This window comes from Psychrobacter sp. L7, from assembly GCF_002810365.1.
In the GTDB taxonomy this organism is placed as follows: domain Bacteria; phylum Pseudomonadota; class Gammaproteobacteria; order Pseudomonadales; family Moraxellaceae; genus Psychrobacter; species Psychrobacter celer.
Map to the genome: position 1 here is coordinate 85,729 of NZ_NEXR01000004.1, position 14,477 is coordinate 100,205.

The 14,477-nt window shown below is 47.3% G+C and carries 12 protein-coding genes; 8 read left to right on the forward strand and 4 right to left on the reverse strand.

Annotated elements, in window-relative coordinates; all coding sequences use genetic code 11:
• Positions 1 to 88 precede the first annotated feature (88 nt).
• Positions 89 to 1,021 carry a DMT family transporter gene (locus CAP50_RS06320; RefSeq protein WP_075102345.1) on the forward strand — a complete coding sequence of 311 codons (933 nt, stop codon included), beginning with the start codon at positions 89 to 91 and terminating at the stop codon, positions 1,019 to 1,021.
• Positions 1,022 to 1,121: 100 nt separating this feature from the next.
• Here the strand turns inward: CAP50_RS06320 and CAP50_RS06325 are convergent, their stop codons facing one another.
• Positions 1,122 to 2,471, reverse strand: a complete 1,350-nt coding sequence (locus tag CAP50_RS06325; RefSeq protein ID WP_372046638.1) for a solute carrier family 23 protein — start codon at positions 2,469 to 2,471, stop codon at positions 1,122 to 1,124.
• Positions 2,472 to 3,290: 819 nt separating this feature from the next.
• Here CAP50_RS06325 and CAP50_RS06330 point away from each other — a divergent pair.
• Entirely contained in the window at positions 3,291 to 4,727 is a 1,437-nt protein-coding gene (locus CAP50_RS06330; protein WP_274539909.1) for an L-serine ammonia-lyase, read from the forward strand.
• A 336-nt stretch (positions 4,728 to 5,063) separates the two neighbouring features.
• Here CAP50_RS06330 and CAP50_RS06335 read toward each other — a convergent pair whose 3' ends face one another.
• The 3 genes from CAP50_RS06335 to xthA form a co-directional block, all read right to left on the reverse strand.
• Positions 5,064 to 5,462 (reverse strand): DUF4377 domain-containing protein, encoded by a 399-nt coding sequence (locus CAP50_RS06335; RefSeq protein WP_100749406.1) that lies wholly within the window; start codon positions 5,460 to 5,462, stop codon positions 5,064 to 5,066.
• A 395-nt stretch (positions 5,463 to 5,857) separates the two neighbouring features.
• Positions 5,858 to 7,081 carry a bifunctional glutamate N-acetyltransferase/amino-acid acetyltransferase ArgJ gene (gene argJ, locus CAP50_RS06340; RefSeq protein WP_100749407.1) on the reverse strand — a complete coding sequence of 408 codons (1,224 nt, stop codon included), beginning with the start codon at positions 7,079 to 7,081 and terminating at the stop codon, positions 5,858 to 5,860.
• 74 nt (positions 7,082 to 7,155) lie between these two features.
• On the reverse strand, positions 7,156 to 7,980 hold the full coding sequence (xthA, locus tag CAP50_RS06345; protein WP_100749408.1) for an exodeoxyribonuclease III: 825 nt from the start codon (positions 7,978 to 7,980) through the stop codon (positions 7,156 to 7,158).
• A gap of 233 nt (positions 7,981 to 8,213) precedes the next feature.
• On the opposite strand from xthA, the gene CAP50_RS06350 reads away from it, so the two are divergent.
• The 6 genes from CAP50_RS06350 to CAP50_RS12685 all read left to right on the forward strand — a co-directional run bounded on the left by CAP50_RS06350 (position 8,214) and on the right by CAP50_RS12685 (position 14,440).
• Positions 8,214 to 8,834, forward strand: a complete 621-nt coding sequence (locus CAP50_RS06350; RefSeq protein WP_100749409.1) for a thioesterase family protein — start codon at positions 8,214 to 8,216, stop codon at positions 8,832 to 8,834.
• 13 nt (positions 8,835 to 8,847) lie between these two features.
• On the forward strand, positions 8,848 to 9,570 hold the full coding sequence (locus CAP50_RS06355) for an ABC transporter ATP-binding protein (RefSeq protein WP_172953074.1): 723 nt from the start codon (positions 8,848 to 8,850) through the stop codon (positions 9,568 to 9,570).
• 105 nt (positions 9,571 to 9,675) lie between these two features.
• Positions 9,676 to 10,467, forward strand: coding sequence for an ABC transporter permease (locus tag CAP50_RS06360; RefSeq protein ID WP_100749411.1), 792 nt, complete (start codon positions 9,676 to 9,678; stop codon positions 10,465 to 10,467).
• 492 nt (positions 10,468 to 10,959) lie between these two features.
• The gene (locus CAP50_RS06365) at positions 10,960 to 12,657 is read left to right on the forward strand and encodes an AMP-binding protein (RefSeq protein WP_075102337.1); all 1,698 of its coding nucleotides are present in this window, start codon (positions 10,960 to 10,962) and stop codon (positions 12,655 to 12,657) included.
• 421 nt (positions 12,658 to 13,078) lie between these two features.
• Positions 13,079 to 14,155 carry an RNA-guided endonuclease InsQ/TnpB family protein gene (locus tag CAP50_RS06370; RefSeq protein WP_100749412.1) on the forward strand — a complete coding sequence of 359 codons (1,077 nt, stop codon included), beginning with the start codon at positions 13,079 to 13,081 and terminating at the stop codon, positions 14,153 to 14,155.
• 108 nt (positions 14,156 to 14,263) lie between these two features.
• A complete protein-coding gene (locus CAP50_RS12685; RefSeq protein WP_172953075.1) occupies positions 14,264 to 14,440 on the forward strand; it encodes a hypothetical protein in 177 nt (58 codons plus the stop codon).
• Positions 14,441 to 14,477 lie beyond the last annotated feature (37 nt).

Genomic DNA, 14,477 nt, shown 5'->3' on the forward strand with positions numbered 1-14,477 from the left:
CCATTTCATTTTGGGGGCAAAACCTCGACAATAGCCTAATCGCTGTAAAATGCTTTTTATCATCATCCCATTCATATAAGGAGACACTATGGCCATCGCCGCATCCCGCTCTGCCCCTATCGGTTTAGTCATAGGCTGTATTATTTTTGGTTTAGGTAGCCTGATCGTCGCTCATGTCGATATCGGTGGTTGGGCGATGTCGTTTTGGCGCTTAGCCATCTCTGGTATTGTTTTTGCCGTATTGGCCAAAATCATGGGGCAACGCTTGCCGCGCTCAGGTCGCGCAATTTTTTATGCGTTGTTATCAGGGGCGTTTTTGGGATTGGATTTGGCGCTTTGGCATGAGAGTATTTATGCGGTCGGCCCTGGTATCTCTACCCTACTCAATAGCTTACAGATTTTTTTCTTGGCAGCGATTGGGTTTTTGTATTTCAATGAGCGTCAATCTATCGTACAGCTGATTAGTTTGTTTTTGGCGATGCTCGGTGTGGCGATGATTGGTAGCCCTGAGTTTGCCCATAACAGTGCAGCGACGTGGGGGTTTGTCACTGGTATCGTCTCGGGCGCTATGCTAGCGGCATCGATGACCTTTATCCGTAAGACGCACGATACTGAGCCAACGCCGATATTTATGCTCATGCAGCTGATCAGTATCGGCGGGGTGCTGGCGATGGTTGTGCCAATGTGGGTGTTTGATCAAGGGAGTATCTTGCCCAATACTTGGGCGGAGATCGGCTGGATATTGGTCTATGGTACGGTGATGCAGTGCTTGGCATGGGGACTCATTGCTTACTCTATTCCCAAGCTGTCATTGGCCTTGACGGGGTTACTATTGCTCTCTGAGCCCATCGCTGCTTTGGTGATTGATTATAGCTGGCTGGACAAACCCATCAATACTTTGCAGTGGGCTGGTGCGCTACTCACCATGTTTGCTATTTATTTGGGTTCACTCAAACCAAAGCCACGCGCCCTACGCCGTTATCGTTTTTTTTCACGGTTTTATAAACGTGACTATAAATAATCCCTGTCTGCTACTTATCACCTTCTATCGCTCCTTTAAACGCACTACAAAAAAACGCCCATACTATAATAGTATGGGCGCTTTTGTGGCCGGATACGGCCTATTTGGCCGCTGCACTAGTGTCAGCGGTTTTGTCAGAGCCTTTATTAAACAACGCATTTAACACGATAGCAGCCAAAGTTGCCGTGCCGATGCCGCCCAAATCAAACCCGCCTAAGTGCAAGCTAAAGTTACCTGTCCCCATGATAACGGTAATAGCCGCGATAATCAGATTGCTGTTTTTGCTAAAATCGATGTGATTATCGATCCAAATCTTTGCCCCTGCAATCGCAATCAGACCAAATACTACGATAGAAGCACCGCCTAGTAAGGCCGCTGGTATCGTCTGAATAATGGCACCAAACTTTGGCGATAAGCCCAGCAAAATAGCCACCAACCCTGCCACGACAAATATCGTCGTGCTATAGACCTTGGTTACGGCCATGACACCGATGTTTTCGGCATAGGTAGTGACACCAGTGCCACCAAACCCTGCCGAGAACGTCGTGGCCAGCCCATCTGCAAAAAACGCGCGGCCCATATAAGGCGTCACGCGCGCTTTTGTCATACCCTCAACGGCCTTAAAGTGTCCTAAATTTTCGGCGACTAGGATAAATGCCACCGGCGCGATAAGAATAATGGCGCTCATCTCAAAGCTTGGGGTATGAATTGTTGGTAACCCAAACCACGATGCGGCGGCGACACCACTAAAATCAATCGCCGTGCCGAAGCCCAAAACATTGGTCATCACAAAATAGGCCACATAAGACAAGATCAAGCCCACCAGCAACAGCAAACGGCGCAGCATACCACGGGTAAATACCGCCACCCCACTGATGAGTAATACCGTCAGCGTCGCCATCCAAGCATCAAACTGATTGGCCGACACCCCTTGGATGGTCACTGGCGCTAGGTTTAGACCGATAATCATCACAATAGCCCCTGTGACAATGGGCGGCATCAAGCGTTCAATCCAGCCAGTGCCCGTCTTCATCACCAGTAGCCCAATCAGCGCATAGACGATACCACATGCCATGATACCGCCTAAAGCGACACTCAAATTATCATTGAACCCTGCCCCTGCATAAGCGGTCACTGCAATGACAGGTCCGATGAACGCAAAGCTTGAGCCCAGATAACTTGGCATACGCCCGCCTGTGATCATAAAAAACATCACAGTACAGATACCCGACATCAAGATAGCCAGATTGGGGTCAAACCCCATCAAAAGCGGTGCCAACACCGTCGCCCCAAACATGGCAAAGGTATGCTGCACCCCTAACAAGACGCTTTTTGAAGGCGGTAGATATTCATTGATACCGACAGGATCACGGTCTAAGTCGCCTTTATAAGGTCGCCATGTCGGAAACCAGCGGCCATTGTCAAAATCTGAATGAAACGGCTGACCCATGGCTGCTGGGTCGATACCCGCCGCCTCTAAGGCGTTTTGTGCCGGCTTATCTTGAGCGCTTTTTTGGGAAGATGAAGGATGTTCTGTTGGCGATGACATGCGCGCGTCCTATGTGAGCTGGAGTGGTGAGGAAAAACAAGGGCGTGTCTCAATTTTAGTCAACAGCTACTTACTGAGCCTAAAATAAAAACACTTTAATAGAATGATACTATGCAGCAATATTGTGATTTATAACATTATGATTTATAACACAAATCGACTCTTTTGCTTTTTTGCTTTTGAGACTTATTCTTTTATATTTCTTGCTAGCAAACCAAAAGTATTATTTGTTATGATGGCTGTGTTTTACTGGATGTGGCAGGGTCGATATGTTGCCGATATGTTCAATAGTTAATTCGAAATAAAACAGATACATTATATGCCAACGTGGAACTGATATAAATTTTACGGGCGTGCTGCGCCTGCGCTGCTCGATGCTACATAAAATCCATCCCAGTCCTACTGTATCGTTTTTATACCGAACTCACTATACTAAATATCTAAGTTGGCGCTGTCCTGCTGTCCATCTGCCTATCAATTACTGACTTACAGGATGTTACACAACCGTTGGCTGGAAGCATAATAACGGAGTTTCTTATTAAATAAAAGTTATTATTCAGCGGCTATTTTTGTTCTTCGATTTCCATACATCCACCGCCACTGCGCCATATGCACCGTATATAGGTGATTATCGGTAGTGGCTGGCTATTATATATTGACTCAAAGTGCGTAAAGCAGGCTATCTTGTCTGCCCAGTCACTGATGACTTTTTGGTAATTTATTATGATTAGTGTTTTTGATTTATTTAAAATCGGTATCGGGCCATCAAGCTCACATACCGTCGGCCCGATGGTCGCGGCCAATCTTTTTTTGACCTCACTGATAAAGCAGGCTGAGTTAACGACCATTCAGCGTATCGAGATTGAGCTTTACGGCTCGTTGGCAGCCACTGGCAAAGGCCATGCCACCGACACGGCCATACTACTTGGCTTACTCGGACATACACCCAGTACGATTGATACGCGTTTGACCAGTGATTATCTAGCGCCTATTTTTTCAGCCAAACAGCTGGCTCTCTCAGGCATGCATACGATTGACTTTGATACAGAGCACGATATTCACTGGTATGATGAGACGGTGTTGCCTTATCACCCAAACGCCTTGACCCTGCGCGCGACGCTAGCAGATGATAGCAGCTATCAGCAGACTTATTACTCAGTTGGCGGCGGTTTTGTCATCAATGAAGAGGACGCCACCAACCCAGACGAAGACCATGCCAGCCCTACGATAGCTAGTGTGCCGTATCCCTTCAATAGTGCCGCAGAGCTACTAGAGCAATGTCGTCAGCATGAGCTTAGTATCAGCGAGCTGGTGCTGGCCAACGAATGCCACTTTCGTGATAAAACAGCGGTGTTTGAATATTTGGATCAGATTTGGGCGGTGATGCAAGACTGCGTCACACAAGGCTGTGACAATGGTGGCATCTTGCCAGGCGGCCTAGATGTCAAACGCCGCGCTAAAGACTTGCACCAACAGCTAGACGCTGAAAAAGACCAGCCGATCGCCAAAACCGACAAGCTCGCTGCCATGGACTGGGTCGATCTGTACGCTCTGGCAGTTAATGAAGAAAACGCCAATGGTGGCAAAGTGGTCACTGCGCCGACCAACGGTGCAGCGGGCATCATCCCAGCGGTGCTACATTATTACCGTGATTTTTTGCCCAACTATAGCCAAGACGGCGTGCGTAAGTTTTTATTAAACGCCACCGCTATCGGCAGCTTAATCAAACAAAACGCCTCCATCTCTGGCGCTGAAGTTGGCTGTCAAGGCGAGGTTGGCTCCGCTTGTGCGATGGCAGGCTCTGCTCTAGCCGAGATTATGGGTGGCTCGCCAGCCAAATGCTTAAATGCGGCCGAAATCGGCATCGAGCACAACTTAGGCTTAACCTGCGATCCTATCGGCGGGCTGGTACAGGTGCCTTGTATCGAACGCAACGCCATGGGCGCGGTCAAAGCGATCAATGCGGCGCGTCTGGCCTGCCGCGGTAATGGCCAACATTTCGTCTCACTAGATAAGGTGATTGAAACCATGAAAGTGACTGGCGCTGACATGCTCGATAAGTATAAAGAAACCTCACGTGGCGGGCTGGCAGTGTATGCTGACAATCGTATACCGACGGCCACTCATGGCGTCAGTGTAAAGTACAGCCAGTGTTAGTCGTCATTTTATGAGGTCAGCATACTAGGGCCTGTCCTCAATTCAACCGATAGCCATCTAAATGGGTTAAAAATGGCTAAATCTGGCCAAACGGTGTCAAATAGCTGACTAATATCTCGATATTATCTGCGCTATTTTCCTTGTTTGACGGCGATTTATCTCATTTTTATCGCCATTTTTAAAATGAGGACACGCCCTAATAAAATAATCATGTTGTGTTAAATATGACAAAAAAATGCCTCTGATCAATCAGAGGCATTTTTTTAGGATAATTATTAAATATCTGTCGTCCGTATAATGGCTATCTACAATAATTGTAGTCAGCTGTCAGCGTCATTACTCAGCCGTCTTAGAAATTACTTCATTTAAGATCCAGACCGGTTGTACCACATTCGAGCCTTCAGCAGTTACGGCTTCTTGGCGCACATCGAGTACATAACGATGGTTTGGCTCATAAGTGAAACCTTGGATATTACCATTTAATGTGGTGTAGTTTTTCTGATGGGTTTGACGATACTGCAAGCATTCAGCTTCAACGGTGGTGCCATCGGTTGCCGTGAGGTCACAGACGGCTTTTCGCGGTGCAATCTCCACCTCAAAGCTTGGGATATTGACGACTTTGACATTCATTGGCTGCCCCTCAACCACCATGGTGCGCTCGCTATCCATCCCCATGGTAGAGCAACCTGATAGGGCAAATGTGGTCATTAATGCTGCAATGGCTAATTTTTTCATTATTCAATCCTCAGTTATTGGTTATGCGTTTTTATTACTTGTTTTACGTTATTGTTTAGCACATTCTATAACTATCGTCGTGTGTCTCACACTTATCAGGTCATGATTACTTGATAGTTTGGTTTAACTGTTTGATTTATTGTTGACTGAAATAAGTATAGGGCGCAGCGCTGCTTCTCCTCTATGACTGCTTTGTAAAGTAACGTCAGCTTTTGCAACTGCTGTTAATAAAGCGTATTAAATCACAGGGTAAATTGCTACTCACCGCACATTTATTTTGAGCAAGCCTCCTTATATTGGCTTAATAAGGCACAAAAAAAAGCCAGAGCGACACCCTATGGGTCACTCTGGCTGTTACGCTTGGCGTTAAGATATCAATAAATAGCCGCTATCAATTAGCTACGATAGTCTGCATTGATTTTGACATAGTCATAAGACAAGTCGCAGGTATAAACGGTATCGCTAGCATCACCGCGTGCCAGATCGATATGAATGGTAATCTCTGGACGGCTCATCACCGCCTTACCCGCCTCTTCTGTATAATCTGGCGCCACGCCGCCGTTTTGGCAAATCATCACTTCATCAAGATAGACATCGACTTGCTCGGTATCAAGATCTTCAATCCCTGCATAGCCCACCGCCGCCAAGATACGACCCCAATTGGCATCGCTGGCAAAAAACGCCGTTTTGACCAATGGAGAGTGCGCGACCGCATAGGCCACATCACAGCATTCTTGTGTGACTTTGCCGCCAGTGACTTTGACCGTCATAAATTTCGTTGCGCCTTCCCCATCTCGTACGATCAGTTGCGCCAGACGGACAAACACCTCTGTCAAAGCAGCAAATACCGCTGAGTAATGAGGGTGCTCAGGGCTATCGATTACCTCCGAGCTGGCTGCCCCTGTGGCGATCAAAACGCAGCAATCGTTGGTCGAGGTATCTCCATCGACTGTGATGCGGTTAAAGGACTGCTCATTGATTTGACCCAGCATCTCTTGTAGCAGGTCGGCTTTGATATTGGCATCGGTCGCCACATAGCCTAGCATGGTCGCCATATTTGGACGTATCATGCCTGAGCCTTTTGAGATACCAGTCACATGATAGCGGCTACCTGCCACCTCGATTTTTTGGCTTGCAATCTTAGGAATAGTATCCGTGGTACGGATACCATTTGCCGCGGCCTGCCATTTATCAGCCGCCAAACCAGCAAGCGCCTCATCCAACCCTGCAATGACCGCATCGCTGTTTAGCGGCTCACCAATGACCCCTGTCGAAAACGGCAAGACCGTCTGAGTATCGACGCCAGCTTTAGTGGCCAATGCCGCACATATCTCTTGGGCGCGGCGTTTGCCATCGGCACCCGTCCCAGCATTGGCATTACCAGTGTTGATCACAAGATAGCGTGGACTGTGAGTGGCAAAGTGCTCACGCAATACGCGTACAGGCGCCGCACAAAAGGTGTTTTTGGTAGTGACAACGGCGCAGCTGGCCCTCTCAGCAATCTCAAGCACCACCAAATCATCACGATCCTTATAACGCACGCCTGCCGCGGTCGCACTTAGTTTGACGCCTTCGATAGGATAAATGGTATCAGGTATTGCAACATTTCCAACAGCCATAGGGACTTCCTTATTTTGCTTGTATTGATGGTTTATTCAGACGGTTTGTTTATTTAGGCTATGTTTGATTCAAATTATACTTTGCTAAGACTAAACGCGCTCCAAATTGGCGCGTGGTCAGAAGGCTTTTCCATACCACGAAGCTCATAGCTGATACCCGCATCCACACAGTGATCGACGAGATCCGCGCTACACAAAATATGGTCGATACGTAGACCACGCTTCGGGTCGTCATTAAAGCCGCGACTGCGGTAATCAAACCAGCTATATAGCTCAGTACTCTCTGGATAGTGCAGGCGGTACGTATCCGTCAGCTCACGCGACATCAAATCGGCATACCACTCACGCTCTTCTGGCAAAAACGAAGTCTTTCTATTTTTTAGCCAGCGCTTGGCATTTGCTTCCCCAATGCCGATATCGATATCTTCTGGCGCGATATTCATATCACCCATAATCACCAGTGAGCGACCTTCAGCTTTGAGCGTGTCGATATATGCCATCAAATCGGCATAGTAGGCACGCTTCATAGGGAACTTGGTGGGATGGTCTTGGCTCTCGCCTTGCGGAAAATAGCCATTTAATACATCGATTTCACGGCCTTGCAGCTCATAACGGGCATGGATAAAGCGCTTTTGGGCATCCACGTCTTCGCCAGGGAACCCCTTTTGGACAAATATCGGCGCAACTTTGGATAACAGAGCCACACCATAATGCCCTTTTTGGCCAAAGTATTCTACATGATACCCCAAACCCTCGACCGCCGATAAAGGAAATTGATCGTCGTGTACTTTGGTCTCTTGTAATCCCATCACATCAGGATCGATCACCTCTCGCACTGCCTCTAGCTGATGCTGACGGGCGCGAATACCATTGATATTAAAACTGACAAAACGGGTCATAAATTATCCTATACTGATTGATGAAAATACGCAGCGATACACTGATGTGACGCACTATGATAGCAGACGTAAATAGGTCTGACTGTTGCACGCCCAGATATCTTAAGCTAGAGTAGTTGCTACTGGTCAGCGGCCATGATACCGCATAATAAATAGCTGACACTTTTTTGGTATGCAACTTTTAGCACTCAACCATCGCACAGACATCCTGTATCACTAGACTGAGCACTCATATGACAACAAGCACGCAAACAACGACAAAAAAAACCGAGCGCCACACCCCAAAAACAGCCACCAGCGATAGTATCTCGCCACTATTTGCAAAAGACTATAACGTCTATATTAACCATACCGATGCTGGCGGTATAGTCTACCATGCCAATCATCTGGTGTTTTTTGAAAACTGTCGCCGTGATTGGTTTGCCAAACTCGGTCTCAACGGTTATTTTTTACAGACAGATACAGGCGACGTGCAGCACTTTGTCGTCAGTCAAGCAGACCTACAATACAAACGGGCGATATTGTTAGATGAAGTCATCAGCGTACGTATCGATGACGTCGAGATAAAGCCTGCCAGCATTGTGTTTTATCAAAGCATCCATCGGCATCTGACAGATAGCGCAGCTAGCAGCAACGCCGGGCTATTAAGCCGTGGCAAAATTGTCATCGCCTGCGTGCAAAACCAGCTAAGACCGACACCCAATACTGGTGACAATGACCATGCAGCCGATACCGCGGCTGCCCCCATGCGTCCCATTCGCGTACCCCAAAAGCTGCGAGCAGCCATTGAGCAAGCCGCCGCACGGCAGACACCAGTTCAGACATCAGCTACTCAAACACCAGCGGCTCAATAGACAGCGCCCAGCGATGAGTGCTGATAACGACGATACTATCTTGGCATTTGAGTATATTGAGGTGCTGACTCACGGTAGTGATGGACAAAAAAAACGACTGATACAACAAGCCAGTGGCACACTATTAGCAGGACAGGTGACCGTCCTGACGGGTACATCTGGTAGCGGCAAGTCGGTACTACTACGGGTGTTGGCAGGGCTTTTGCCCATCAGCGCGGGCACCGTACGGTTAAGACCCACGCACGAGCCGCCCCACGCCCGCTTTTGGGATATACAAGATATCTCGCCTACCAAGTGGCGCGCTCAAGTCGCTTTACTCGCACAGCATCCTCAGCTGATAGAAGGCAGCGTGCTTGATAATCTGCAGCTGCCTTTCCAGTTGCGGGCGCATCAACATCTACGCTTTGATAGTAATTGGCATACCGCCCAGCTTGCTTATTTAGGCCGAGGGGGCGATTTTTTGCACAAAGATGCCTATCACTTATCAGGCGGCGAACGCCAGCTGGTCAACACCTTACGCTTACTACAACTAGAGCCGCGTGTCTTGTTGCTAGATGAACCTACCGCCGCGCTAGATGTCAATACGGCCGCGCAGCTGGTTGCACTCCTTGTCGACTGGGTACAAAAAAGCAAACAACGCACAGTACTGTGGGTCACGCATGATACCCAAGACATCTTGCCATTGGCAGACCAGCATTGGCATATGCAAGCAGGTGTACTGACTAAAATCAGGTAAATGTAAATTCAGCGAACGCATCAAAGGGTACATGTCTGCGTAGGCACAGCGGGCAGTAAAAATAAATGAGTGAGCCAGCATACTTGGCTGATAAAGTGAGCCGCGATGAACACCAGCGACGATATGCAGATATTTCTCACATATGGCGACATTGCGCTCGCCAGCAGCTTAATCCTCATGGTATTGATGGTCTCTTGGCGTTTGCGTCTACATCTGACCAAGACACTATTGATGGCGGCGCTACGTACAGTCGTGCAGCTGAGCCTTATCGGTCTCATCCTAGCGTGGGTGTTTGCGCGCGAGCAGTGGTATGAAGTTTTATCCATCTTGACCATAATGACACTGATTGCAGGAAGTGCGGCCAAAAACCGAGTCAAACGCCGCTATAAAGGCTTGTTTATCGATACGCTGCTTGCCGTTAGTATCTCCGCAGTGCTGGTGACAGCCATTGCCATCATGGTTATTTTAGATGTGCAGCCATGGTACACACCGCAGTTTGTGATTCCTATTTTGGGTCTGATATTAGGCAATTCACTGACGGCTATCTCATTGACCAGTAACCAGCTGATCCATGCCTTTTATGAGCAGCAAGCGCGTATCGAGATGATGCTCAGCTTATCTGCGACGCCCTTTGAGGCTGTCCATGAGCAGGTACGAACGGCCATCATCAATGGTATGACACCGACGCTCAACTCTATGTTGGTGGTCGGCGTGGTGAGCTTACCTGGCATGATGACAGGACAGATCTTAGCAGGCGCTGATCCTACCCAAGCCATTCGCTATCAAATAGTCACCATGTTTTTAATCTGTGTGAGTAGCACATTGGGCTGCACCATCAGCGCCCTACTCACTTACCGCCGATTTTTTAATGAAAACCAGCAATTCTCGCTTCCTTGACTGCCAATTGCTGGCTTCTATGAGGGCGTGTCCTCAATTCAACTGATAGTCACCAAATTTACTCCATCAAGCCTCGCTTCTTCTCATTATCCGTTCATTGTAATTGTCAATTATATATAGATAACTTCTCTGGTACAGGCTTAATCTACCTCATACTTTATGGCTGATGGTTAAATGAACTGATCAGTATCATATACCGTTGTTGCCTTGGCCGACATTCATGCTACTGTATTTCTGAAGTGTATTATTTTTTTGATGCCTTGGTTTTTATGCTTTAATAATAGCGCATGGTTTTCGCTATCACTGAAGCAATCGATGATTACCGTGCAACTTACCCTGTCATTCAAAAAACTGAGCAGCCAGTCAATAAATACGGATGTTGACGCACGCAGCGACAAACTACCTCTGTCAGCGCTGGTGTGTTTTATTGACACGGATAAGACTGCTTTGATACACCCTCCTACCCTATTTTGAAATTCAAGGACGCTGACTATGATGCCGAACAAACCTTGGCTTGCCAATTATCCCGATGGTGTACCTAAGACTATCAACCCTGATAGATATAGCAGCATAATGGAGCTGTACGAGGAATGCTTTGACCGCTTTCGTATGCACCCTATGAGTATCTGTATGGGTGTGACTCATACTTATCATGATGTGGATGAAGCCTCGTTGGCCGTCGCCGCATGGCTACAATCTCAGGGACTACCACAAGGCAGTGTGGTGGCACTGATGATGCCAAACGTGCCGCAATATCTGCCCACGATGATTGGTATCTTGCGGGCAGGCTATGTATGCACCCCAGTCAATCCACTCTATACAGGCCGCGAGCTGCGTCATCAGCTCAACGACTCAGGCGCACAAATTATCTTTGTGGTAGACAACTTTGCCCAAGCGCTCGAGCAGGTCATCGGCGAGACCAAAATCAAACGTATTGTCTTATCAAAAATGGGCGATATGATGGGGCTCAAAGGCATCTTGGTCAATACCATCATTCGCCAAGTCAAACGTCTGGTCCCCAAATACAAGCTCAACGACCCAAAGTATCAAGTCACCAAACTCCCTGATGTGCTCAAAAAAGGCAAAAACCTTCCCTTTCAAAAGCCAAAAATGTCACTTGATCAAAAGGCGTTTTTGCAATATACCGGCGGCACGACAGGATTATCAAAGGGTGCCATCTTGTCGCAGCGTAATATCGTGGCGGCGGCGATGCAATCAGAAGCTTGGACCCGCCCTATCACCTCTGAGATCAATGAGGTATATATCAATATGGTCATGGCGCTACCGCTGTATCATATCTTTGCCTTTATGCTTAGCTTGCTTGGCATGCGCTCAGGCTATACCTTTATCTTGATACCCAACCCGCGCGACATACCAGGGTTTATCAAAACCTTATCAAAACAGCCATTCCATATCTTGCCCGCGGTCAATACGCTGTTTAAAGGCCTGCTGGATCATCCAAACTTTAAAAACCTAGATTTTAGCTCGCTACGTATCTCGCAGGCAGGTGGTATGGCGGCGACCGAACAAACCGCCACTCGCTGGCTTGAGACCACTGGCTGTGCGATGATCGAAGGTTGGGGGATGACCGAAGGCGTGGCGGTCGGTACGGCCAACGTCATCACAGATCGTAAGTTTAACGGGACAATTGGTGTGCCCGTCCCTAGCGTCGATGCCATCGTGGTTGATGATGAGGGCAAGCGCGTCGGTGCAAACCAAGCAGGCGAGCTGTGCGTCAAGGGCCCTAACGTCACCTCAGGTTATTTAAACAGAGACAGCAGTGATGACTTTACCAGCGATGGTTATTTCCGTACTGGTGATATCGTCAGCATGGACGAAAAAGGCTACTTTAGACTGTTGGACCGTAAAAAAGACATGATTTTGGTCTCTGGTTTTAACGTCTTTCCTAATGAGATTGAGTCTGTCATGCTTGACTGCGACGGTATTGTTGATTGTGCAGTGATAGGTATTCCTGATGAGCGCCAAGGCGAGGCGGTCAAAATCTATGTGGTGCCTGCGGACAATAACGTCACCAAAGAAGTCATCAAAGAATTTGCGCTGGACAACTTAACGGGTTATAAGTGCCCACGTCATATCGAGTTTGTCAGCGAGCTACCAAAGAGCAATGTGGGTAAGGTACTGCGGCAAAAACTGCGCGAAAAACACGACGCAGACCATCCAAGACTGTAAATACGTCATTGATAATAAGAACTTTATCAAAGCTTTATCATAGCGCCTTGCCTTTGCAGGGCGCTTTTATGTCAGCGGCCCTATCTTTAGATCTTTTTATTACTTACTATTGTTGATGCATGAATGATGGCTTATCTGTCTCGTTACTATCTATTTATCCGCTTTGACCTCACAGAATTTTTACTCAATCTTTATTCTGTGTTATCGTCACTATTGACGAATCGCCTTCGCCAGCCACTTATCTCTATGATAAGCGGTCACGCCAGACAACACCCTCACAGCTCATCCCTATTTGATGGCCATTTATCATCCAACGCCGTAAAACCACATCCTTCTAGGGCGTGGATATCAGGCGTCAGTCATTGTCGTACAATATTGTGAATACCTTGATAACCAAACGCATTGAGATCATAATTATTCCATGAAAACGCTCAAACTACGCATCAAAGACAAACATGCCACTCAGCTCAATATCTTGGCTGGGTCGGTTAACTTTGTCTGGAATTACGTCAATGAGCTTAGTTTTAAACATTTACAGCGCACGGGCAAATTCTTTTCAGCCTATGATTTGGCCGCTTATACCAAAGGCAGTGGCGAGTATTTAAACTTGCACAGCCAAACCCTGCAAGCGATTAGTGAGGTTCACTCCAAAAGCCGAAAACAGTTTAAAAAAGCCAAACTCAACTGGCGCACCAACAACCCAAAGGCCAAGAGAAGAAGCTTGGGCTGGATTCCTTTTAAAAAGACAGCCGTAAAACACCTATCAACTCGTCAATCAGGCAAGACAAGCCTTAAATCTACCATTCAGCTAAGCCTTGCTAAGGGTRAAAAGCTGACCATTGATGTGTGGGATAGCTATAATCTCTCCCTCTACCGTATCAATACGTGCGAATTGGTACAAGACAGTCGTGGTCACTGGTACGCCTGTATCACCGTCAAAGATTTTCCAAAGATTAAGTGTGGTACTGGCCAAGTCGGTATTGACCTAGGCTGTAAGGATTCAGCGGTCAGTAGTAATGGCGATGTTCTAACCACTAAGCTAACCCATCAATATGCTGAAAAACTGGCCATTGCTCAACGCGCTAAAAACAAAAAACGAGTTAAGACGATACACGCCAAGATCAAAAATACCCGCCAAGACTTAATCCATAAATTCACCAATAAATTAGTCAAAGCCAACAGCCTAATCGTTGTTGGCAAGATTAAATCAACATCATTCACTTCATCCAAACTGGCCAAATCCGTCTATGATGCTGGTTGGTTTGAAATAAAACGGCAACTGGATTACAAATGCGCGAACGCAGGTTGCCACTATATCGAAGTCAATGAAGCGTACAGCACCCAAACCTGCTCGTGTTGCGGCTCCCGCCAAGACAGTCCGAAAGGTAGATCAGGGCTTGGTATAAGAGAGTGGTTTTGTCGTTCTTGTAAAACGACCCATAACAGAGATGTTAATGGAGCAAAAAACATTCTCGCGGTCGGGCTTGGCCGTCTTTAGTAGGAATCCCCTCCGTTTAGGGAGGGGAGGAAGTCAAAAACGGAGGCGCGCCATATTATGCTTGGTTATTGTAGTAACTCTCCTCTGCGTTGTACTAATGCACGGACGATGCAGCTATTAAATGAAGTAGATGGCTGTTGTCCTGAGTGCCATCTGTTTTTGTTGCCTGCTCAAAATATCAGCCGGCAGTTAAAGGTTGATGAACGGTTTTTACGATTGGCCATCTTGGCAATTGCCTTTACGCTGCTGATAACTGTCTATATTTACTATAAAAATTTTGTATAATCTGAGGGCACACGCTGGCTGTGGATAACACGCAGCA